Origin of the sequence: Brucella sp. JSBI001 (assembly GCF_026014005.1) — a bacterium.
GTDB classification, from domain to species: Bacteria; Pseudomonadota; Alphaproteobacteria; order Rhizobiales; family Rhizobiaceae; genus Brucella; species Brucella anthropi.
Map to the genome: position 1 here is coordinate 1268243 of NZ_CP110339.1, position 22496 is coordinate 1290738.

Here is a 22496-nt window from a genome sequence, read left to right on the forward strand (position 1 = left end):
TGACCAGCCTCTCGGAATGGGGGCTGAACGTCACCGCCTGTCGCATTTCTATCTTGCTGGAAACGTCGCATCCTTAACTTGCTAAAACAATGTTGGTGCCAAGGGAAGCTTGATCGCTCATGAAAAGAAGCGCCTTTTCAGGCGCCTCTTTCTGTCTGTCTCAGAATGTCCGCTGGAGCGCGATCAGGCCTTGCCACGCGTCTGACCCGTTAAGGACAGACTTTTTGTCACGCCAGCGCACGTAAGAGATTTCGGGCGTGACCGTGAAGCCAGGAACCAGTTCGTAAGCGACGTTTGCCGTCGTGTAGAACGTGTCTGTGGCATCGTAGGAAAGCTGGGCATTGATGATGGCCTTGTCGGATATTTTGTAAGCACCGCCACCCCAGGCAGCCCAGTCGCCGCCCCATTGACCGTAGAAACTATTGATCGCGCGAACCTGGCCTGCAACTTGTCCGTTGTCGCCTTTGACGTCCATATAGCTGTCTTTGTTGGACTTAAAGCCACCCATGGCCCATACGGACAGCTTGTCATTGATGTTGAGATTGCCACGCAGCTTGCCCGCCCATTTTTCGTTCCGGGCATCGTATGCAGCAACTGTAATGACCGCGCCCCAGTCTTGAGCATATTTCAGACCACCGACGACGTGCGGGGTATAGTCACTTATAGTGCCATCAAAGCCGTATTGCTTATCTGTATCGAGATTGTTGCCCTGTTCCAGCGACAGGATTGCCGAAATGCCATTGCTGCCGGAGTAGGTATAGCTGATCAAGCCTGTACGATAGCCGCCTGCAAGGATCACATCATCGTTAAAGACGTCGCCGAGATACCCCACGAAGGATATGAACGTCGAAAAATCGAGGCCGACACGCAGTCCCGCCAGATCGATATATGCGACGCGCAACGAGCCGGTGGAGCCGGAATCTTTGCCATTGCCCCACTGAAAGCGGGTTTCCGCATAGGTTTTTAGTGTGCCGAGCTCCGTTTCGGATGCCGTGCTGGCACGTAATGTGAAACGGGCAGAATTGTCCCAGCTATCGCGCTTGCTGTTACGCTGGAGATGAGGTGTGCCGTCCTTGTCAGTGAAGCCGCGGCCATAAACATCGTCCCCGCCCTGCATAAGATAGCGGACATAGCCATGTATCCGCAGGCATGTTTCAGTTCCGGGAATATAGAAATATCCCGCGCCGTATGCGTCACAAACCCGGACGTATTGTGTCGATTCCGGTTCCGGCGCGATGACTGCATCTGCGCCATAGGCTGCAGATGCACTGCATGCCGTCGCAATGCAGCCTGCCAGCGATAAAGTAAACTTCATGTCCCCTCACAAATATAAAAATATGACCGGAAATACTTTCTGGTCTAAAACGTCGCCAATGTAAAACATAAAAACGTTTTCTATAATCGCAAATTCTAATAAGCGAATTATAGTGCGTGCTTATATGTGTGCTATTAAAGTAATTATCACAATAATTAGGGAGTTATTACTTAAAATAGTAAGATTAAAACAAGAAATATGCAGTCGATGCGTCTGGCGACTCCGGATCGGGGTCGCGCCATCAATGGGAGGGCTTTATGCATCGCAGTTTCTTTCTTGCAGGCGCTTGCTGTTTTTCGTTGGCTACCGTCGCGTCAGCCGAAACCGTGTTGAACCGTGACAGCGGCAGCGATCCATCAACACTGGATCAGCACCGTACAACGACGGTCAATGAAAGCGCTTTGCTGCGTGATCTCTATGAGGGGCTTGTTACCGAAGATGCAAAGGGCGAGCTGATACCGGGTGTGGCGCAGTCGTGGGATATTTCTCCCGACGGACTGACCTATACGTTCCATTTGCGCGCGGGTGCAAAATGGTCGAACGGCGATCCGGTTACCGCAGGTGATTTCGAATATTCGCTGCACCGTATCATCGACCCGAAGACTGGTGCGGGTTATGCCAATGTTCTCTATGCGATCAAGAACGCCAGGGAAATCAATACCGGCAAGCTCCCACTGGATCAGCTGGGCGTCGAGGCGCTTGACGACCGCACGCTGAAAATCACGCTTACGTCCCCTACCCCTTATTTCCTTTCACTGCTGACCCATCAGACGACCTTGCCGCTAAACAGGAAAGCCGTCGAGAAATATGGCGACAAGTTCACTCTGGCGGGAAACATGGTGTCGAATGGTGCTTATACATTGGCCAGCTTCACACCAAATGCGCAGATCGTCATGAAGAAAAACCCGAACTACTGGGATGCATCCAATGTAAAGATCGACGTGGTGAACTGGATTCCATTCGAGCAACCGGCGTCGTGCATGCGCCGGTTTGAGGCCGGGGAGATCGACATTTGCGGTACGGTCCCCGCCGAGCAGATGGACTACATCAAGTCCAATCTGGGGCATAATCTGCGTGTCGCCCCCTATTTCGGCACCTTTTATGTCAGTGTCAGAGGCGAACCGGATAGTAAGTTGCGCGATCCTCGTGTGCGTGAAGCCATATCGATGGCGATTGATCGAAAGTTTCTGGCCAATGAAATCCGGCGTGGCATGATGATGCCGGGTTATTCGATGGTGCCTCCCGGTACTGAAAACTATGTCGTGGACGCGCCCCGGCTGGATTACATGAATATCGATATTCTGGATCGTGAGGACAAGGCCAGGGAATTGCTGAAGGAGGCCGGTGTCGCACCGGGAAGCCTGTCGGTCAAGCTGCGCTATGCCACTTCGGTCAACAACAAGAACACGATGATTGCTATCGCAGACATGCTCAAGAATATTGGCATCAATGCTTCACAGGACGAAGTCGAAGGCGCGACTTATTTCAATTATCTGCATGAAAAAGGCATGTATGATTTTGCCTATCAGGCATGGATCGGCGATTACAACGACGCCTATTCCTTCCTGAGCATGTTCACGACCGACAATTATTTCAATAATTCAGATTGGTCGAACAAGGATTATGACGCGCTGATTACAAAATCGGAAACGATGACCGACACCGGAGCGCGGGCTGAAACCCTTGCTCAGGCTGAGCGCATTCTGCTGAAAGAGGTTCCGGTCATCCCACTGCTCTATCCTTCATCACAAGCGCTCGTGGCAGATAAGGTTGAAGGCTACAGCGACAATCTGATGAACATACACGCAACCCGCTGGCTGTCTCTTCAAAGCAAATGAAATAAAGGCTGGTTGTATGGCCATCGCGCGGACGGGTTGCGCGGTGGCCTGATTCCAATGTTTCAATCAAAGCAGGAAATGCTCTAGCATAGCACTTTCAACTGAATCAGTTTCCGACGAGATCAAAACGGTGGGGTATGAAACCAGCAATCGAGCAGCTCTTTCCCGGCTTTGAGATGCGGGAAGTGGAAACGAATGATGTTCGTTTCGCGGTCATGACTGGTGGTAAAGGCCTGCCGGTTCTGTTGCTGCACGGTTATCCGGAAACGATGGCCGCATGGCATCGCATTGCCCCTGAACTCGCCCGCTCCCGCACAGTCGTCGTGCCTGATCTGCCGGGCTATGGACGAAGCCGCATCACGTCCAATCCGGTTGGTGCCGGATCAAAACGCCGGATGGCCGCTAGTCTGGTCGCGTTGATGCAGGCGCTCGGGCATGAGCGGTTTGTTGTGATCGGGCATGATCGCGGTGGGCGTGTCGCCTATCGCATGACACTGGATCACCCGAACAATGTGGTTGGACTGGTATCCGTGACGGTCGTACCGACTCCGGAAATGTGGGAAGGCGCCAGCAAGGCTTTCGGTATGGGGGCGTGGCACTGGTTCATGCTGGCACAGCCCGAACCGCTGCCTGAAATGCTTCTTTCCGGCAATCCTCGTTTCATGATCGATACGACCTTGCAGAAGATGGCGCATGGTCTCGACAAGCTGCATCCGCTTGCACTTGCGGATTATCGGGAAGCCTTTGACAGTGCGGAAGTCCGGCACTGGATATGCGAGGATTACCGCGCAGGCGCAGGTGTGGATGAAGCTGACGATCTTGCGGATCGGGCGGCAGGACGGCGCATTCATGCGCCGGTTCTGGTTTTCTGGGAACAAGGCCGACGCTATGGCGGCGGGCGCGAACCGCTCGATATATGGGCAGACTGGGCCATCGATATTGACGGCGAAGGACTGGCTGGCGGGCATCTTCTGCCTGAGATGGCCTCAGGTCCAATACTGGCTGGGTTAGACCCGTTTCTGCGGAGAAGCGATGCCGGTGCATTGGCGGCAGAACAAGTACGTGACCGTTAATCTAATTGAAAATCCCGCTATGTGACTTTATGCGAAAGCAATCTTCCATATTTTTCCGTGGCAGAGACGTAATGAAATTTTGTTTGCCGGGCCTAGCAGGAAATCTGTTGCGCCAGGCTGACACCCGCATCGGAGGAGAACCGGAATGGATTTCACCCTGACACGCCGTCAGACATTGATGGGACTTGGTGCGTTGGGCATCAGCACGGCTTTCGGCTCCCCTGCCCGCGCCGCGACGCGAAATCTGGCCGTTCTCCATCTGGCGAGCCATGCGCCGAGCTATATCGCGCACGAGCGTGGCTATTTCAAAGATGCTGGTCTCGATATCGAGTTGAAGTTCTTCGAAGCCGCCCAGCCCATGGCTGTCGCCATCGCATCCGGTGATGCCGATTTCGGTGTGACGGCAATGAGCGGCGGTCTGATCAGTTTGGCCGACAAGGGTGCGATCAAGGTCATAGGCGGTGCGCTTGCAGAAGAAAAAGGCATTACCGGCAATGTCATTCTGGCCTCCAACAAGGCCTATGAAGGCGGGCTGACGGAACCGTCCAAGCTGGCGGGACACAGTTTTGGCATCACCACGGCAGGATCGTCATTCCATTTCATGGCGCACAAGATTGCCAAGGCCAACAATATTCCTCTTTCTGAAATCCAGCTGCGCCCATTGCAGAAGCTCGGCGCTGTTGTCGGTGCCCTGTCGACCGGGCAGATCGATTCCTGGGCCATCCAGCCCAATATCGCCAAGAAGCTCATCCGTGAGGGCGCTGCAAAGCAGATCGGTCTCGTCTCCGATTATGCGCCGGATTATCAGGTCACGACAGCATTCACGTCTACTAAGAATGCGTCCGACGAGCGCGCCATGACCGAAGCCTTCGTCAAAGCCTATTCCAAGGCAATCGACGATTATAATGCGGCCTTTGTCGACAACACTGCAGACGATGCAGCGCGCGACGACATTGCAAAGATCGTGCACAAATATGTCGAAAGCGACAGCCCGTTCGAGACGGCAAAACAGAACCTTATCGATGGTGCTATGCGCATCAACAAGGGGCTGGCCTTGTCGCTCAACAGCTGCGTGGAGCAGCTCGACTGGTTCCGCTCCGAAGGCATGGTCAAGGAAGCCGTCACACAGGAAAAGCTGTTCGACACATCCTATGTCAAGACAATTTGAAACTGGCTAGGGCTGGTTGAAACTGAACATTCCGTGCCCGACAGGTTTTGTCGGGCGCAAAGCCCGACGACAGGTATTCCAAACCGGGATGCGCGTCAAAACAACGAGATAGAGCGCGGATTTGATCCAATCATATCGAAACGCGCTCTAACGTCGAAGGGCGGACTTTCTGACTGGAGTTGAAATGGATCTGCAACTGAAAAACATCAGCCATTCTTATGGTCCGGTCGAAGTTCTCAAAGATATATCGCTTACCATCCCGCAGGGGCAGATCGTCTGCCTGATCGGCCCTTCGGGCTGCGGGAAGTCCACGCTCTTGCGTTTTCTGGGCGGTCTTGAGCGGCCATCCTCGGGCGAAGTGCTGCAGATAGGTTCGCCGCCGAAGGATTCACTCAATCCCCTCACTTATGTTTTCCAGCACTTTGCGCTGCTGCCATGGCGCAGCGTGGAAGGAAATATCAAGCTGGTGCTGGAGGATCACGGTCTTGGCCGGGCGGAAATGGACAGGATCGTAACCAATGTGCTGGAGCGTACCAGGCTCTCGGATTTCCGACAGGCATTGCCGAAGCAGCTTTCGGGTGGCATGCGCCAGCGCGTGGCGATTGCACGCGCCTTGTCGGTACGCCCTGCCGTCATGCTGATGGATGAGCCCTTGTCGGCGCTCGATAGCCAGACGCGGGAATTGCTGATGGACGACCTGATTGCGCTGTGGACGCGCCAGCCATTCACCTCCGTTTATGTCACGCACAATCTCAACGAGGCGGTGCGGCTCGGCCATCGAGTGGTGGTGCTGTCGCGACGACCGGGACGGATCAGGGAGATTGTCGATATCGATATTCCACTTTCCGAGCGTCACCTTGGCGACCCCGTTCTGGAAGAAAAGCAGAAGCAGCTCTGGGAGCTGATGCGGGCGGAAGCGCAGGCAGCAGATCAGGAGTTGATCAATGGTTGAGATCGCAGAAATGAAGCAATCCAGCCAGGATGTTCGCCCGGTTCCTTTCCGGGGGGGCGGTTTCGCACCTCAGCCGGTGCGCCACATGGCCCTGATCCTGTTTATAGCGCTGCTGGCGCTGGCGGAAATCGGAACCCGCAGCGGCTTCATATCCAATCTGACATTGCCGCGCCCATCCGCCGTGCTGGAAACCTTCGTCCAGCTCTGGCAGACCGGCCTCCTGTGGCAGCATCTGCTGCCATCGCTGCGGCGGCTTGTTGTCGGCGCCAGTCTCGGCATCGCGGTCGGTGTGAGTCTCGGGGTAATGATCGGCTTGTTCAGCTATGTCCGCGCTGGTCTGGTGCCGCTCGTTGCCGCCCTCTTTCCGATCCCGAAGATCGCACTCCTGCCACTCTTCGTGATCTGGTTTGGCATCGATGAAATGTCGAAATATATGCTCATTGCCTTCGGCACCTTTACGCCCACCGTCGTCGCCACTTACGGCGCGGTCGACAATGTGGATCGTTCGCTTGTGCGCATGGGCCAGAGCTTTGGTCTCGGATGGTGGTCGATCGTGCGCAAGATCATCCTGCCCGGAGCCTTTCCGGCGATCCTGTCCGGGCTGCGAGTGTCGATCTCCATCGCCATCATTCTGCTGGTCGCAGCCGAAATGCTCGGCGCCCAGTTCGGCGTCGGTTCCTATATCCTTGAAGCCGGATCGCTTTACGATCTTGAAAAGCTGTTTGCCGGAGTCACAATCCTGTCGGTGATGGGACTGATCGTCAATTTCATCATCGGGCAGATCGAGAAGCGTTTCTTGACCTGGCGCGGCTGATCGCAATAATATTTCGTATAGACATATTATTGTCGACAGAATGAAATGCGTTGTCCGCTTTTCGTTGCATGTTCTTACCGGGACGTTATACGAAAGGACTCTATCGCAAATTTTTGCGTCTCATTTTAGATGGCAAGATCCCGCGTCTTGTCTGTTCCCCCATTCATGAGGCGCTACCCGAAAAGGAGCGGAAATATGAGCCGTTATGGCAAAGCACATCGTCAGTTCACCGGATGTGACGAGCGATGAGCGCCGAACCAAGCCGTATTCAGCCGGAAGAAACACGCAAGACCGCAATCGCGCTCAAGGATGTGCAGATTTCGTTCAAGCTGGCCGATGGCGGCCGCTTCGATGCTGTCGCCGAAAGCAATCTTGAAGTTGCTGAAAACGAATTCGTGGCGATTGTCGGTCCGACGGGCTGCGGAAAATCCACATTGCTCAATGCCGTTGCCGGGCTTCTCGTGCCAGCCAGCGGTACTGTCGAAATCAGCGGCCAGCGGCTGCAAGGCCTCAATCGCAAGGCAGGTTATCTTTTCCAGCAGGATGCCCTCATGCCCTGGAAGACTGTCTTGGACAATGTCTCTATCGGGCTGGAAATTGCAGGCACCTCGAAGGCTCAGGCGCGCGAACAGGCCCGTGAGTGGCTCGGCCGCGTCGGTCTTGCAAGTTTCGGCGACCGCTATCCGCATATGCTGTCGGGTGGACAGCGCAAGCGCGTCGGCCTTGCGCAAGTGCTGATCCGCAATCCGAAATATCTGCTGATGGATGAACCATTCGGTCCTCTCGATGCGCAGACGCGGGTTATCATGGGCGACCTCCTGCTTGACCTGTGGTCTCAGGACAAGAAGGCGGTCATGTTCGTGACGCACGATCTGGAAGAGGCCATCGCGCTGGCGGATCGTGTTGTCATCATGTCTGCGGGGCCACGTGCCCGCATCATGGCCGAATATAAAATCCCCCTCGCCCGCCCACGCGAGATTTCCGAAATTCGTCTCGACGACAAGTTTCACGAAATCCATCGCGAAATATGGAGCGCGCTCAAGGAAGAGGTTCTCAAGGGCTATCAGCAGACGAGTGGGGAAAAGAAATGAAAAAGCCTATGCTGTTTCTGGCGCAGCTCAGCGTGGCTGTCGCCGTTATTCTGGTCTGGCACCTCTTCACCGCCACCCATCTGCTAGGCAATCCGGCCAAGGCGAAGTTCTTCTTTGCGACGCCGGGCGATGTGGCGCAACGCATCTACAAGTGGTTTGCGGAAGGCACGATCTGGTATCATCTCGGCATCACGCTGCTTGAAGCCATGCTGGCCTTTGCCATTGGCGCAATTGGCGGCGTGCTGATCGGGTTCTGGTTTGCACGTAAGCCCCTGCTCGCGGCGATCTTCGACCCTTATGTGAAGGCTGCCAATTCGTTGCCGCGCGTCGTGCTGGCGCCGATCTTCGCGCTGTGGCTCGGCCTCGGCATCTGGTCGAAGGTGGCGCTCGGCGTCTCACTGGTCTTTTTCATCGTCTTCTTCAACGTCTATCAGGGCGTGAAGGAAGTGAATCAGACAGTGCTCGCCAATGCGCGTATGCTTGGCATGAACGAGCGCCAGCTTCTGCGCAATGTCTATCTGCCATCGGCGCTGTCTTGGATGTTTTCAAGCCTGCATACGGCTGTCGGCTTTGCCGTCGTCGGCGCGGTTGTCGGCGAATATCTCGGTTCGTCGGCAGGTCTCGGCTACCTGATCCATCAGGCGGAAGGCGTGTTCGACGTCACCGGTGTCTTTGCCGGCATGCTGGTGCTGACAGCATTCGTACTGCTCATCGATTGGGGCGTGTCCATCGTCGAGGAGCGCCTGCTTGTCTGGCGCCCGAAAGCTGCCGGACACAACGGTTAAGAGGATTCAAGGAGGAAACCATGAGGACAACACGTAGAGATATATTGCTGGGAGCCGCCGCCTTCGGGCTTGCGGGTATTGCCTCGCGCCTGCCTGCCTATGCGCAGGATGCATCTGCGACGCCGGAAAAGCCGGAGCTGATGTTCGGTGTTGGTGGCAAGCCGCTCTTCTATTACCTTCCCCTCACCATTGCCGAGCGCAAGGGTTTCTTCGAGGAAGAAGGCATCAAGGCGACCATCAATGATTTTGGTGGCGGCGCAAAGTCCCTGCAGGCGCTGATCGGCGGTTCTGTTGATGTGGTAACCGGCGCATACGAACACACCATTCGCATGCAGAACAAGGGACAGGACATCAAGGCCGTCTGCGAGCTTGGCCGCTTTCCGGGCATCTGCATCGGCGTGCGCAAGGACCTCGCAGGCGAAATCAAGACGATTGCTGATCTCAAGGGCCAGAATGTCGGTGTCACGGCGCCGGGCTCTTCAACCTCGCTGCTGCTGCAATATGCGCTCATCAAGAACGGTCTGGCAGCAGATGACGCTTCGATCATCGGTGTCGGCGGTGGCGCAAGCGCGGTCGCAGCCGTCAAGAAGGGCGAAATTGCAGCCCTCGTCCATCTTGACCCGGTCATCACGCGCCTGGAAGTGGATGGCGACATCACCTTGCTTCTGGATACGCGCACCGAAGAAGGCACGCGCCAGCTTTTCGGTGGCACCAATCCGGCCGCGACTGTTTATGTGCAGCAGAGCTTCATCGATGCAAATCCGGTAACGACGCAGCGGGTCGTCAACGCTTTCGTCAAATCGCTGAACTGGATTCACAAGGCTTCTGCCGATGAAGTGGCAGATGCCGTTCCAGAAGAATATTTGCTCGGCGACCGCGAGCTTTACAAGACCGGCTTCGAGAAGTCCCGCGCCATGTATTCCGAAAAGGGCCTGATTGCGGAAGACGGCTTCAAGAGCCTGTTCGAAATGCTCAAGGCGCTCGATCCGGAACTGGCAAGTGCGGATATCTCATTTGCGCAAACTTTCGATCCACGTTTTGTGGAAGCCGCAAAGGCATAATCCGCTTTGGGCAGGGGTATTCCCTGCCCTTTGCACCTTCGTCGCCGGAAGTTCAAAAGCGGCTCTTGGCAAAGCGCTCCTGCAGCCATTGGGCGGCTGGCCCCTGCCGTCGCCGCTTGTTCCAGATCAGCTCAAGCGCGACCGGATGCGCACCTTCGTCGAACTGCAGTTTCGGAATGACGAGTTCCGGCGCCAGCGGTGAATCCTGCAAGATATGTTCGGGAATGAATGCCCAGCCGATCCCCCGCGTGAGGATCTGCAGGATAACCCAGTGGCTCTCCACCCACCAGACCTCGGCACCCACCCGCAGACGACGGCTTTCAGCCGTATCGCTGTGCTTTCGGGCCATGATCTGGCGAAACGATCTCAAATCTTCCCAGCTGACCGCCGTATGAGCCAGTGGATGCTCTCGCCCGCAGACGAGAACCAGAGGCACCCATCCGATGGTGTGGAAGCCAAGTTCATCCGGCATCTGCTCGGCGCGCCACATCACCCCGAGGTCCGCCTTTCCTTCCAGCACAAGCCCGCTTATTGCCGTTGACGGCGGAAAAGTCAGCTCCAGTTCGACATGCGGGTATTCCTGCGCGAAGGCTGCAAACAGCGTCGCGATAGCCGGTTCGGGATAAAGCTCGTCGATTGCGACCACGAGACGGCTTTCAACATGATCGCCGAAATTTCTGGCGACGGAAATCAGATGTTCACGCCGGCCAAGCAGCAACCGCGCTTCCGGCAACAGCCTCGCACCCGCCTCCGTGAGCACCGGATTGCGGGATGCACGGCTGAACAGCTTGACGTCAAGATCATCCTCCAGCGAGGAAACCAGCACACTGACGGCGGACTGCGCCTTGCGCAAATATCGCGCGGCAGCGGAGAACGAGCCGTGATCCGCTGAGGCTACAAAGGCTTCTAGTTGTTCGAGTTCGATACTCATCTATCGCAAATCCCGATAATATCTAACTTTTCTTATTGCCAGATTAAGATAGAAGCACGCGCATTAACAACAGGGATTAAAGGAAATGCGCAGTTTTATGGACCGTGTCCGCCACGCAACGATGTTCGAAATCATCGGTCTGGCGATCTTCATACCCGGTTCCGCCTTCATTCTGGACAAGCCTGCAGCAGAGATGGGCGTGATCGGGGTTGTTTCGGCAACCACCGCAACCGTGTGGAATTTTCTGTTCAATCTGGGCTTTGACAAGGCGATGCTGCGTTTCACGGGTAGCGTCAACAAGAGCATGGCTGTCCGTGTTCTTCACGCAATCCTTTTTGAAGCCGGATTGATCGTGCTGCTGATCCCGTTCATCGCCTGGTATCTGGGAATTTCGCTGATTGCCGCCCTTGTGATGGATATAGCGATTGTCGTTTTCTATCTGGTCTATGCGTTTGTGTTCAACATTGCATATGACAGACTGTTCCCGCTACCGCTCGGGCAGACCGCAGAAGCGGTTTGACATCGCTTCAAGAGTGACGCGGCCGCGCCTTAGAGGCTGAATCCAAAAGCGGCATGTGTGTGCGAAAATGGTGATTTTCGAGCACCGGAGCACAATGTACTTTTGGGTACATGAGCACCGGAACGGAGACAAATTGCCATTTGCAGCCACACAGGGCGAGTTTTGGAGTGGGCTTTCAACAGGGGGCGCGGCGTTTGCGCAGGTTTGCCTGCCGTTGCTCCCAGGCGATGAGCAGCAGGCTTGCCAGCACGATGAGGAATGCACCGGCAAACACATTTGCTGCCGGAACCTCCGCCCAGATGAGATAACCGTAGATAAAGGCCCAGATGAGCCCGCTATATTCCACTGGCGCCAGCGCCGAGGCGGGTGCATGGCGAAATCCTTCATAGAGAAGGAACTGGCCGAGCGTCGATACAAGTCCCAGACAGATCATCAGAAGCCAGCCGGAGAGATCGGGGTCCTGCCATGTCCACGGAAAGGACAGCGCGCAGGCCAGACCGAAAAGCAGGCCGGTGGCATACATCTGCGTCATCGTGGTTTCGCTGCGGCTGACGAGCCGGACCAGGATCGTGCTCCACGCCCAGCAGAAACCTGCCACGATGCACATGGCGGCGGGAATGAGATTGGGCGAATGGGTGGGATTAGCAGCAACCGTTACACCGACAAAACCGACGGCGCAGGCGATCCACCTCCCCGGTCCGATTTTCTCCTTGAGCACGAGGATCGACAGGAACATGACCATGATCGGTGCGGAGAAATAAAGCGTGGTCAGTTCTGCAAGCTCGAGATGGCGGGCCGCATTGTAGAACAGCAGCCACGCGCCAAGCATAAGTGCGGCACGAAGGACGATGGTGTTGCGATAAGGGCTTCGGAAAATGGACGGATGGCGGCGATAGCGGATCAGTACGCCGGTAATGACTACGATCACCAAACTGCGCATGAACAATATCTGCGGCACCTGATAGGTCGCGACGAGCCATTTTACCATCGCGTCCTGAAGGGCGAAACAGGCGTAACCGCCGCAAGCAAGCGCGATGCCTGCGAGCGGTCTTGAGTTAACTGACCCGGTGACCATGGATTCCTCGATCCGGCCCTAGAATCCCTACTGCGGAAAGGGCCACGAACGCTGAATTTGCAGGACTGGAGCGTGTAAGCAAGGGGCTGATATATGACGGCCGCAGACAGATGTGCCAATGTAGCCGGATTGCAACAAAGTGGGAGGCTAAAACACCAGAGATCGATGCGCCGCAGTTCCTGCCGTCACGCCATCAGCGACCGACCAGGCGACGCTGTGTGCGCCACGGGTAATATCGCCCGCCGCAAAAATGCCTGGTACCGTTGTCGTCTTCAACCCGTCTGTCTGTATCGTTCTGCCGAGTGGCAGTTCATCCATTGCGCAGCCGAACGTGTCGGCAATCTGGCTATTCAGCCAATTGCGTGGCCCGATGTAAAGCGCATTGAGTGGGACCAGTCGCCCGTCTTCAAGTTCGATCTCTGAAATGTCGATCCCCTCGCCGTGCAACGCACGGACCGGGCTGCGTTCTATCTTCACGCCGCGCCGTTCCAGTTCTGCGAATGCCTCCGCATCCGGCTCCAGTCCCTTGTCAATGAAGAAGGTTGTCGATCCCCATTCGGAGATCAGCATGGCCTGATGCACCGACATCGGCGACATATTGAGAACGCCAAGCTGACGGTCGCTGAATTCATAGCCGTGGCAATAAGGACAATGAATGACGGAATTGCCCCATCGCTCCGCGAGGCCGGGAATATCCGGCAGTTCATCCGATATACCGAAAGCAAGGATCAGTCTGCGCCCTTCAACGATTTCGCCGCTATCAAGTTCGATCGCGAAGTTGTCGATTTCGCCACTACCGGAAACGGCCTTCCCTTGTGTGAACGTGACAGTCGGATAGGCTTCGACCTGCGCTTTTGCCGTTTCCAGCATGGACAGCGGGTTGCTGCCGTCCTGCGCAAAGAAACCATGCGAATGTTCGGCGAAACGGTTGCGCGGTTTTCCAGCGTCGATCACGCGGACAGATCGTCTGCCGCGCGCCAGATAGGTTGCGGCAGACAAGCCAGCGAAGCTGCCGCCGATAATGATTGCATCATGATGCATGACTGCTCTCCAGATCGAATGTTACGCCGCGCTCCAGCGCGCGCTGATGAAAATCCGCGCTCAGCATGGCGAGCGTGACCTCGCCAAAACGCTCCAGAAGAAGGTTTTCGGCGTCGGTGAATGCCTTGCTGAGCGAGGCATTGACTGCCTGCTCCACCAGACAGCCCGGCATTTCGGTGCGGTTTCCCATGGCCAGAAGCGCTGGTTCTCCGATGGCCTCGTAAATGTCGCGCAAGGTAACCTTATTGAGGTCGCAGGCGATCTCCCACCCGCCGCCATGTCCCTTTTCCGAGCGAACATAGCCCTGCTCTCGCAGGCCGCCCATGACACGTCTCACGACGACTGGATTGGTGGTCATGGCCTTGGCGAGAACCTCCGATGTGACCGGCCCTTTATGTTCCGCCATGTGGAGAAGGACGTGCAGAACGCCCGATAATTTGCTGTCTCTTTTCATGTAACTATAAATGTTACGAGAATCAGTAAATGTCAACACAACCAGTGAAAAGCACTGGGTCAGATAAATGTGATCGTTACGGAGTGGTTTGGATTATCTATATATTTCAGGCTTGTAACGGCTGCCAAGACGGTAACGATTTCCGGCATAGATCAGCTTGTTGACGGTCGCAACCGTTTCACCCGTCCATGTCCGGCGGTCCAGAAGCAGGCAGGCAATACCATCATCGAGACGCAGCAGACGCGCAATTTCCGCGTCTGGTGTTATCGCCGAAATAACCTGCTCAACCTCGGTCATCGGAGTGCTTTTCTGAAGATAATCGTAAGTCGTGATAGCCCGGAAGTCCTGCAATTCGTAATGCTGCACGAGACTCGTATTGACGAACCGCTCCTCAAGCTGCACCGGCACCTCGTTTTCGAGGTGCACGATCAGCGAATGGGCGATGGGGATACTCTTATGCAGTTCGAACGCATTGAGCAGTTCGGGCGTCGGTTCGATAATGTCGAGGGTGACGACTTCGGCGCGGTGCTGCCCGCCACGCGCCTTGATTTCATTGGCGATGTTGACGACTTCGATCAGCGTCGTTTCCGGCTTCGGGGGCGCGACGAAAGTGCCGACGCCCTGAATACGCTTCAATATGCCCTGATCGGTCAGTTCGCGCAGGGCCCGGTTGACGGTCATCCGGGAAATGCCGAGTGCATCCACCAGTTCATGTTCCGAAGGCAGGCGATGATTGCCGGGCCAGCGACCGGAGCGGATGTTGTCCAGCACCTGCGCCTTGACCTTCTCATAGAGCGGCCCGGCGGTTTCGGGCAGTTCCATGTCGGCGGCATGATGGGATTCCGATTTGTCGCCAGCACCCATGAGTCACATCCCTGTCCGTATGATCGTTTTCAAGCCGTCCGCTTCACCGGCAATCAGCCGGGCATAGGCGTCCGGAACCTCATCGAGCGATATTTCCCGGTCGACAAGCTGCAACAGCGACGCCTCAAGATCGGGCAGGATTTTTGCAATTTCACGCAGTTCGTCCTGATAGGCATGGCAGCCGATCAGGCTGATCTCCCGCTCGACCAGACTATTCGGATCAAGCTCGATCCTGCCGTGGGATATGCCGACAAGTGCGAGTGAACCGCCGCCGGAAAGCACGTCGAGCATTGCCTTGAGGACGCCGATATTACCGGTGGCATCAATGGCATAGCGGATTGGCTGGCCATCGAGTGCGGCTTCAATTGCCGCCTTGTCGAGCGGAACCTTGGTTGCGCCGGTGACAGTTGAAACAAGATTGGCGCGCTGCTCGTTGCGGTCGCAGACCAGCACCGGACCGTCATGCAGGCGGGAAAGAAGAAGCGCTGCAAGCCCGCCGATTGGCCCGCAACCCACAACGAGGACCGCCTCGCCCGACGGTACGCGCTGCTTGCGGATGGCGTGCAACGCCACCGAAAGCGGTTCGCCCAACGAGGCGACCACCGGGTTGATGGCCGGATCGTAATGAACGAGGAGCCGTGCAGGAAGTGCTGTCTCCTCGGCAAAACCGCCATCGCAGACTTCACCGATGAACCCCAGCGTTTCGCAGACATTGTGCCTGCCGCTTTTGCAGGACTGGCATTCGCCGCACCAGTAGCGGGAGTCCGCGATCACCGTATCGCCGGGTTTGAAGCTGGTCACGCCAGCACCAGTTTCGGTCACTACACCTGCAAATTCATGGCCTGCGACCGAAGGCGAACGACTGATCCACTGCCCGGTCATGAAATTATGCAGATCGGAGCCGCAGATACCGGCAGCAGACACTTTCAGCCGGACCCAGCCCGGCTCAGGCCGCGACGGCGGGTCGATTGTCTCGACCCGCAAATCCTTCGCCGCATAAAGCCGGACAGCCTTCATCGTCAGCCTCCCCGGCTCTTTCTAGAGGTAATCCTTGCGGATTTCCGACACGGCGTTCTCGTGTGAGGAGAACCCTTCGTAACGCGCCAGTGTGCGGGCATGTTTTGCAAATTCCGGATAGGCGGAAGCCGTCACATAGCCGATGGACGAACGCTTGACGAAATCCGTTACCGAAAGCGGACCATAGGTCCGCGCCCAGCGGCTTGTCGGCAGCACGGCGTTCGGGCCAAGGCCGAAATTGCCGATGACTACCGGCGTGTGCGGTCCCATCAGGATTTCGGCAGCTTCTGTGATATGGCCGAGATGCGCGAACGGATCGGTCGAAAGAAGCTCCAGATGTTCCGGCGCATAGTCGTTGATGAACTTGTAGCTCTCTTCCACGGAAGACGTCAGGACGATACCGCCATATTTGCCGGTAAGTACGGTTTTGGAGAAGCCGACACGCTGTTCGGTCATGCGCGCCCAATGGTCCGGCAATGCGGCAAGCGCCTCTTCCGCGACGCGGCGGCTGTGCGTGACGAGCCACGCCGACGAATCCGGGCCATGTTCCGCCTCGATCAGGAGGTCGAGTGCCGCAAGTCCACCCTTCACCGTATCGTCCGCGAAAATGACAGCCTCGGAAGGGCCAGCTGGCAGGCCGGGATCAATGACGCCGCCAAGCAGGCGCTTGGCTGCAACCACCCATGGGCTGCCGGGGCCGACGATCTTGAGCGCCGGTTTCACCGTTTCCGTGCCATAGGCGACAGCAGCGACTGCCTGCGCACCGCCGACCTTGTAGACGGTTTCTACACCTGCAAGCCGTGCTGCAACGAGTGTTGCGGCATCGACCGAACCATCCGGCGTGGGCGGAGTGACGATGGCAAGATCAGGCACGCCTGCAACGACAGCCGGAACGGCGGTCATCATGGTGACGGACGGAAAGGCTCCCTTGCCACGCGGAATATAGAGCGCGACGGAGCGGATCGGGGTGAAGCGGTCACCCGCAAAAGCGCCCGGACGCATTTCCTTCAGCCACATGGCCTCCGGCTTCTGCTCCTCGTGGAAATGGCGGATATTGTCGATGCCGAACTGGATCGCCTCGATCACGTCCTTTTCCACCTTGTCGAAAGCGGCATCGAACTCGGCTTCCGTTGCCTTGATGTTCGCCGGATCGACTTCAGCCTTGTCGAGATCGCGCGCAAAGCGGACAAGCGCCGCGTCGCCTTCGGTGCGAACGGCTTCGATGATCGGCTTAACCTTCTCGATAAAGCCCGACAGGTCGGTTTCCGAGCGCTTGAGAAGTTCGGCGCGCGCTGCGTCGTCCAGTTTAGCCAGTTCGTGAAAAGAAACATCGGACATGATCGGCTCCTTGTTGGCTGCGGTGGTGGCGCAACCCGTCATTTCGATTTGAGGAAGATGTCGAGCCCGACCAGCCGGTCGAGCAGGAAGATAGCAGCAGCGGCACAGGCGATGAAGACGACGGAGATGGCCGCAAGGTCCGGTGTGATGATGGACCGGATCGAATTGTAGATCTGCACCGGCAGCGTGACGATGCGTGCATCGACCAGAAGCAGGCTTACCAGAAATTCGTTCAGCGCCAGAATGAACATCAAGAGCGAGCCGCTGATGACGCCCGGCACGACGACCGGCAGCGTGACGAAGAAGAAGGTCGAGATCGGCCCAGCCCCACAATTGGCGGCGGCGAGTTCCAGATCGGCATCGAGATTGGCGGCACTTGCCGTTACGGCCCAGATCATGAAGGGCAGATTGATGACGCAGGCTGCAATCCCGACCGGCCAGAGCTGGCCCAGAATTCCTGCCTGACCGAAAACCAGCATAAGACCGATTCCGGAACCGATCAGCGGAATGGTGAAGGGCAACAGCAGATAAATCTGGATTGTCTTTTCAAACCGCACGGCATATTTCGCCAGCGCTATGCCAGCGAGCGTTCCGACCGGAATGGCGACAATGGTGCAGATGAAGGAGACGTAGAGCGAGCGCAGAAATGCATCCCAGAGGTCGCTCGTTCCGGCGATCTTCTGATACCATTTCAATGAGAACCCTTCCGGCGGGAAGGTAATCATGTTGCCGGATGTGAAGGATGCGCCAAGCACCACGATGGTCGGTGCGGAAAGCAGCACCAGAACGGCGATCACGAATGTCCATATGACGATGGATTTCGACAGTGGCGAGGTCATTTGCGCGCCCTGCCCATGGCCAGTGTGCCAGCCCCGAACAGCGTGAACACGATCCCGACAAGGATGGAACCGACGCCGACCAGAAGCAGCGCAAGCGTTGCGCCCAGCCCCTGATCGGATGTGCGGAAGAACTGGTCATAGATCGCATTGGCGATGAAATCCTGCGACCCGCCGCCCAGAATAGCCGGTACGGCAAAATCGGTGAGCGACAGCGTCATCACCACCAGTCCCGCGCCGATCAGGCCCGGACGGGCCATGGGCAGGACAACATGGGCGAAGGTCCGCAGCCAGTTTGCACCAAGCGAGCTTGCCGCCGCTTCCATTTCCTCCGGAATGGCGGTCAGCGCCGGTGCGAGCATCAGCACGGCGAATGGCAACATATATTGAATGAGGCCGAACAGAACTGCCGGATAATTATAGAGCAGCCGCATTGGCGCGATACCGACAAGGCCAAGCGCTTCGTTGACCATGCCCTGATTGCCGAGAATGATGAGCCAACCATAAGCGCGCACGACTTGACCGATGAAGAAGGGCAGGAACAGCGCGATCAGCAGGAATTTGCGCAATGCAGCCGATGGCGTGCGCACCATGAGATAGGCATAGGGAAATGCCAGAAGAAGCGTGAATGCGGTCACGACGAGCGAGCCGAACAGGCTGCGCCATGCCACGGTTGCAAAGAGGCTTTCCGTCAGTGCGCGCTTGTAATTGGCGAGCGTGTAATAGTCCGACATCAGGAACGTCGAAGTGTCGAGCGTGCGCAGGCTGGTATCCGCGATCTGGATCAAGCCCAGCACCAGCAGTCCGACCAGAACAATCGCCGGAAGCAGCATCAGATAAGGCACGGCGCGATTGAACCGCGCGGGCCACAAAAAGGCTGCGATTGCTTCCAGCGCGTCCATGATGCGCCATGTCATGGGATAGGCAGTGCGTGCCGCTCGCATGTTTCAATTCCTGAATGTTTGTCCGAAATGTTTGCCCGAAGATGTCGGGCATCAGGATCGCCCTTTCGGGCGACCCGTCGTGTTTTTCAAGGAGCTGGATCAGCCCTGCATGATGGCCTTGAACTTCGAGAACCATTCGCTCTCGTTTTCCACCTGCACTTTTGCCGAAATACGGATGAGGTGTTTGAAATCCTCGTCCTTGGTCGGATAGGCCGGATCGTTCACCAGATCGGCGGGCGGGGTCAGGCCCGGCACGACGCCCGGCAGACCGAGGCCGTCGAGCCAGACCTGCTGCGCATCCTTGGTAAGCGCGAAGTTGATATATTCCTTGGCCCAGTAAAGCTCGTTTTCCGGCAGGCCCTTTGGAATCCAAAGGCCGTCTGTGTCGAACTTCGCGCCCTCTTCCGGAACGGTCCAGTCGATCTTGACGCCGTTCTTCTGAGCTTCGCGCGCATTGGTGGAAATGGTGCAGGCCAGATCGATTTCACCCTTCTGGAACCAGGTGGTGAAATCCGGGTCTTCGCCGAGAAGCGGCTGCTGCTGCTTCACCTTGGTGATGAAATCCCATGCGGGCTGCATGTTGCCCGGAATGTCTTCCAGCTTGCCACCACCGGCAACCTGCGCCGGGAAGTGGAAGCCGATGCCATCATTATAGAGCGCAATGCGTCCCTTGAACTTCGGATCGAGCAGAGCGTGCCACGACTTCGGCGGGCCATCCGGGAAGGCTTCAGGACGATAGGCCAGCACATAGACATAGCCATAGGTGTTGACGATCGGATAGCCGTCGAGACCAACCGGCTTGGCAAGATCGGTCGTGTTCTTGAGGTTCGACAGGTCCGACAGGTCTTCCGTCACGCCGCGCAATGCCGATTTGGTCGCATTGGTGGTCGTATCCCAGTTGACGTGGATCGGTGGAACACGCTTCTGCGCGACCGCAGCCCAGAGCTTCGGCTGGATTTCGTTGTCTTCCGTCAGGTCGTGACGGATGGAAATGCCGGTCTTGGCGGTAAATGGATCGGACACGCCCGCTTTAAGCGCCTCCACCCAGCTACCACCCCAAGCGCGCACGATCAGTTCCTTCGGCTTAGCTGGCTCTTCAGCAAATGCGCGCGACAGGCCGAGCGATGTCGTGCCGGCTGCAGCGGCAAAAGCGCCTGCGCTCTGCAGGAAGCGGCGGCGGTCGAGTATCAGAAAAGGTTTCTTCAGATTGCTCATTTTGTTTCTCCTCTGGAGTTTCCCCGTAACGTTTCAATTCATGCGGCAAAGACGATGAGATCGCGGGCGTTCCAGCCAAGATGCACGGTTTCACCTTCCGCAAACTGGCTATGGCCGATGGGATCGTGGTCGAAGACGCGCATCAACACATCTCCCAAGGCAGGAACCTGCAATTCATAGACGATGCGTTCGCCTTCAAAAATCGCGTCGGTAACGATGCCTTCAAGCACGGTATCGAGTTCTGCATGTGCCGCGGCGCTGCCGCCGATACGGATCTGTTCGGCGCGGATTGCACACGAGACATTTGCGCCGGAGCCAATCGGTTCGCGCCCCTCGCCTGCCATGCCTACCAGAGCTATTCCGGCATCGACCCGCACGAGATTGCCGTCGAGCGAAGACGCCTTGCCGGAAATGAAATTGGTGACGCCGATGAAGTTCGCCACAAAGGCGTTGGACGGATTGCGATAGGTCTCGGATGGCTGCGCCATCTGCTGAATTTCGCCGCCATCCATGACGATGATTTCGTCAGATACGACGAGCGCTTCGCGCTGGTCATGGGTGACATTGATGGTCGTAACGCCAAGTTCGCGCTGGATACGGCGAAATTCGAGCTGCATTTCCTCGCGCAGCTTGCGGTCAAGCGCTGCCAGAGGTTCGTCGAGCAGAAGCAGGTCCGGTTCGAAAACGAGGGCGCGCGCGATGGCGACACGCTGCTGCTGGCCACCGGAAAGCTCGTGCACGCGCCGTCCGCCGAGGCCGTTCAGACGCACGAGGTCGAGATAACGCTCTACGCGCTCGGGGATCGAACGCGCATCGAAGCGGCGCATTTTCAGCGGAAAGGCGACATTTTCAGCGGCCGTCATATGCGGGAAAAGCGCAAGCTTCTGGAAAACCATGCCGATGGAGCGCTTGTGCGGCGGTACGGCGCTGACAGCTTCATCGTTGATGAATATTTCACCGATGCTCGGTTTCTGGAAACCGGCGATGAGGCGGAGAAGTGTCGTCTTGCCGGAGCCGGACGGCCCGAGAATGGTCAGAAAACGGCCCTTGGCGAGATCGAAAGATGCCGCACGCACGGCATGGAAGCCGTTATAGATCATGCTGACATTGTTGACCGATACGGCAGCCGGTCCGTTGGAGACTTTACGGCCAGTTCCGGTTTCGGTTGTATTCATCGTTGTTTCCCATTTCAGTCAAAGCACCGGAAGGTACTTTATGAAGTTATTTCAATCCTGTTTCACAATCCGCTGATATTCCACTGGAGAGTATCAAATGGATGCAAGGTAGCCTCCGTCGATCGGGATCACCTGCCCCGTGACATAGGACGACGCGGCGCTTGCCAGAAACACCACGGCGCCCGCAACATCTTCCATTGCGCCGAAACGGCCCTGCGGTATCTTGCCCAGCATCGCCTTCTGCCAGTCGTCATTCTCGTAAAACACATCGGTCATGGCAGTGCGGAAATAGCCCGGCGCAATGCCGTTGACGCGGATGCCGGAAGGCGCCCATTCTGTCGCCAGAGCATGGGTCATGCCCATCAGGCCGGATTTGGAAGAACCGTAGGGAGCGGCGGTTGGCACACCGACATAGGAGGTCAGCGAGCACAGATTGATGATCGCTCCCCCCTTTCCGCTCTCCGTCATCTGGCGGGCAGCAGCCTGCGCACAGAAGAACGCGCCTTTGAGATTGGTCGCCACGATGCGGTCCCAGAGCGCCTCGTCCACATCGAGCGAGGGGCGGATTTCTTCATAGCCCGCATTGTTGACGAGAATATCGAGGCCGCCAAGAGCTTCTGCCGCTTGCGCGACCGCGGCACCACAGGCGGCAACATCGCGCACATCGAGCGAGAGGGTGGCCGAGGCGCGGCCATGGGCGGCGATACGGGATGCCGTTTCGGAGAGGTCGTCGGACTTGCGCGCTGTAATGGCGACATCAGCACCAGCCGAGGCTAGCGCTTCGGCAATGGCCTGTCCCAGTCCCCGGCTTGCACCGGTAACCAGCGCTTTACGCCCGCTTAGGTCGAAAAGCGATAAAACCTGCATCATGTTCCCCTGCGGACCTTTGGCAAAACAATATTGTTGCCCGAACTTCTAACTGTTCCGGGTCGAATGTTTAGCAATTTTTTGTGGTCTCCCCAGCATAGGAACATCTTTTTCATAACTTG

At 56.9% G+C, this 22496-nt stretch carries 22 protein-coding genes and 1 pseudogene; 9 read left to right on the top strand and 14 right to left on the bottom strand.

Translation table 11 applies throughout. The features are described from left to right. Positions 1–160 precede the first annotated feature (160 nt). Positions 161–1315, bottom strand: a complete 1155-nt coding sequence (locus tag LJ361_RS06210) for a porin (RefSeq protein ID WP_029927407.1) — start codon at positions 1313–1315, stop codon at positions 161–163. A gap of 257 nt (positions 1316–1572) precedes the next feature. Here LJ361_RS06210 and LJ361_RS06215 point away from each other — a divergent pair, with 257 nt between their 5' ends. From LJ361_RS06215 to LJ361_RS06250, 8 genes are all read left to right on the top strand, one after another. After that, positions 1573–3153 carry a peptide ABC transporter substrate-binding protein gene (locus tag LJ361_RS06215; protein ID WP_264813011.1) on the top strand — a complete coding sequence of 527 codons (1581 nt, stop codon included), beginning with the start codon at positions 1573–1575 and terminating at the stop codon, positions 3151–3153. Between the two features lie 137 nt (positions 3154–3290). Further along, the gene (locus LJ361_RS06220) at positions 3291–4226 is read left to right on the top strand and encodes an alpha/beta fold hydrolase (protein WP_264813012.1); all 936 of its coding nucleotides are present in this window, start codon (positions 3291–3293) and stop codon (positions 4224–4226) included. 145 nt (positions 4227–4371) lie between these two features. Further along, the gene (locus tag LJ361_RS06225; RefSeq protein WP_010658792.1) at positions 4372–5394 is read left to right on the top strand and encodes an ABC transporter substrate-binding protein; all 1023 of its coding nucleotides are present in this window, start codon (positions 4372–4374) and stop codon (positions 5392–5394) included. A gap of 184 nt (positions 5395–5578) precedes the next feature. Further along, positions 5579–6346: an ABC transporter ATP-binding protein gene (locus tag LJ361_RS06230; protein ID WP_010658791.1), complete on the top strand. Its 768-nt coding sequence runs from the start codon at positions 5579–5581 to the stop codon at positions 6344–6346. Further along, positions 6339–7160 (top strand): ABC transporter permease, encoded by an 822-nt coding sequence (locus LJ361_RS06235; protein WP_012092987.1) that lies wholly within the window; start codon positions 6339–6341, stop codon positions 7158–7160. Before LJ361_RS06230 ends, LJ361_RS06235 begins: the two co-directional genes overlap by 8 nt. A 245-nt stretch (positions 7161–7405) precedes the next feature. Further along, positions 7406–8251: an ABC transporter ATP-binding protein gene (locus LJ361_RS06240; protein ID WP_010658789.1), complete on the top strand. Its 846-nt coding sequence runs from the start codon at positions 7406–7408 to the stop codon at positions 8249–8251. Continuing rightward, positions 8248–9036, top strand: a complete 789-nt coding sequence (locus tag LJ361_RS06245; protein ID WP_029927414.1) for an ABC transporter permease — start codon at positions 8248–8250, stop codon at positions 9034–9036. The genes LJ361_RS06240 and LJ361_RS06245 overlap by 4 nt, the downstream gene beginning before the upstream one ends. 20 nt (positions 9037–9056) lie before the next feature. After that, the gene (locus LJ361_RS06250) at positions 9057–10097 is read left to right on the top strand and encodes an ABC transporter substrate-binding protein (RefSeq protein WP_264813014.1); all 1041 of its coding nucleotides are present in this window, start codon (positions 9057–9059) and stop codon (positions 10095–10097) included. A 52-nt stretch (positions 10098–10149) separates the two neighbouring features. Here LJ361_RS06250 and LJ361_RS06255 read toward each other — a convergent pair whose 3' ends face one another. Continuing rightward, on the bottom strand, positions 10150–11028 hold the full coding sequence (locus LJ361_RS06255; RefSeq protein WP_264813015.1) for a LysR family transcriptional regulator: 879 nt from the start codon (positions 11026–11028) through the stop codon (positions 10150–10152). Between the two features lie 85 nt (positions 11029–11113). Here LJ361_RS06255 and LJ361_RS06260 point away from each other — a divergent pair, with 85 nt between their 5' ends. Next, positions 11114–11548 (top strand): PACE efflux transporter, encoded by a 435-nt coding sequence (locus LJ361_RS06260; protein ID WP_012092982.1) that lies wholly within the window; start codon positions 11114–11116, stop codon positions 11546–11548. Positions 11549–11557: 9 nt separating this feature from the next. On the opposite strand, the pseudogene LJ361_RS23575 reads toward LJ361_RS06260, so the two are convergent. The 12 genes and pseudogenes from LJ361_RS23575 to LJ361_RS06315 form a co-directional block, all read right to left on the bottom strand. Further along, a pseudogene (locus tag LJ361_RS23575) lies at positions 11558–11688 on the bottom strand (flagellar basal body P-ring protein FlgI); the annotation flags it as partial. A gap of 35 nt (positions 11689–11723) precedes the next feature. Beyond that, positions 11724–12623, bottom strand: a complete 900-nt coding sequence (locus LJ361_RS06265; protein ID WP_010658784.1) for a DMT family transporter — start codon at positions 12621–12623, stop codon at positions 11724–11726. Positions 12624–12770: 147 nt separating this feature from the next. Further along, a complete protein-coding gene (locus LJ361_RS06270; RefSeq protein WP_010658783.1) occupies positions 12771–13664 on the bottom strand; it encodes an NAD(P)/FAD-dependent oxidoreductase in 894 nt (297 codons plus the stop codon). Beyond that, positions 13654–14118 carry an Rrf2 family transcriptional regulator gene (locus LJ361_RS06275; RefSeq protein WP_012092979.1) on the bottom strand — a complete coding sequence of 155 codons (465 nt, stop codon included), beginning with the start codon at positions 14116–14118 and terminating at the stop codon, positions 13654–13656. The genes LJ361_RS06270 and LJ361_RS06275 overlap by 11 nt, the downstream gene beginning before the upstream one ends. A gap of 93 nt (positions 14119–14211) precedes the next feature. Further along, on the bottom strand, positions 14212–14982 hold the full coding sequence (gene hutC, locus LJ361_RS06280; protein WP_010658781.1) for a histidine utilization repressor: 771 nt from the start codon (positions 14980–14982) through the stop codon (positions 14212–14214). Positions 14983–14985: 3 nt separating this feature from the next. Further along, positions 14986–15999 (bottom strand): zinc-dependent alcohol dehydrogenase, encoded by a 1014-nt coding sequence (locus LJ361_RS06285; RefSeq protein ID WP_151615675.1) that lies wholly within the window; start codon positions 15997–15999, stop codon positions 14986–14988. A 21-nt stretch (positions 16000–16020) separates the two neighbouring features. After that, positions 16021–17337 (bottom strand): histidinol dehydrogenase, encoded by a 1317-nt coding sequence (gene hisD, locus LJ361_RS06290; RefSeq protein WP_010658779.1) that lies wholly within the window; start codon positions 17335–17337, stop codon positions 16021–16023. Positions 17338–17375: 38 nt separating this feature from the next. Next, a complete protein-coding gene (locus LJ361_RS06295; protein ID WP_010658778.1) occupies positions 17376–18176 on the bottom strand; it encodes an ABC transporter permease in 801 nt (266 codons plus the stop codon). Then, positions 18173–19117 carry an ABC transporter permease gene (locus tag LJ361_RS06300; RefSeq protein WP_029927429.1) on the bottom strand — a complete coding sequence of 315 codons (945 nt, stop codon included), beginning with the start codon at positions 19115–19117 and terminating at the stop codon, positions 18173–18175. Before LJ361_RS06300 ends, LJ361_RS06295 begins: the two co-directional genes overlap by 4 nt. 99 nt (positions 19118–19216) lie before the next feature. Beyond that, a complete protein-coding gene (locus tag LJ361_RS06305) occupies positions 19217–20332 on the bottom strand; it encodes an ABC transporter substrate-binding protein (protein ID WP_010658776.1) in 1116 nt (371 codons plus the stop codon). 38 nt (positions 20333–20370) lie between these two features. Continuing rightward, positions 20371–21507 carry an ABC transporter ATP-binding protein gene (locus LJ361_RS06310; protein ID WP_029927431.1) on the bottom strand — a complete coding sequence of 379 codons (1137 nt, stop codon included), beginning with the start codon at positions 21505–21507 and terminating at the stop codon, positions 20371–20373. 93 nt (positions 21508–21600) lie between these two features. Then, complete coding sequence (locus tag LJ361_RS06315) at positions 21601–22374, bottom strand: SDR family NAD(P)-dependent oxidoreductase (RefSeq protein ID WP_010658774.1); 774 nt, start codon at positions 22372–22374, stop codon at positions 21601–21603. Positions 22375–22496 lie beyond the last annotated feature (122 nt).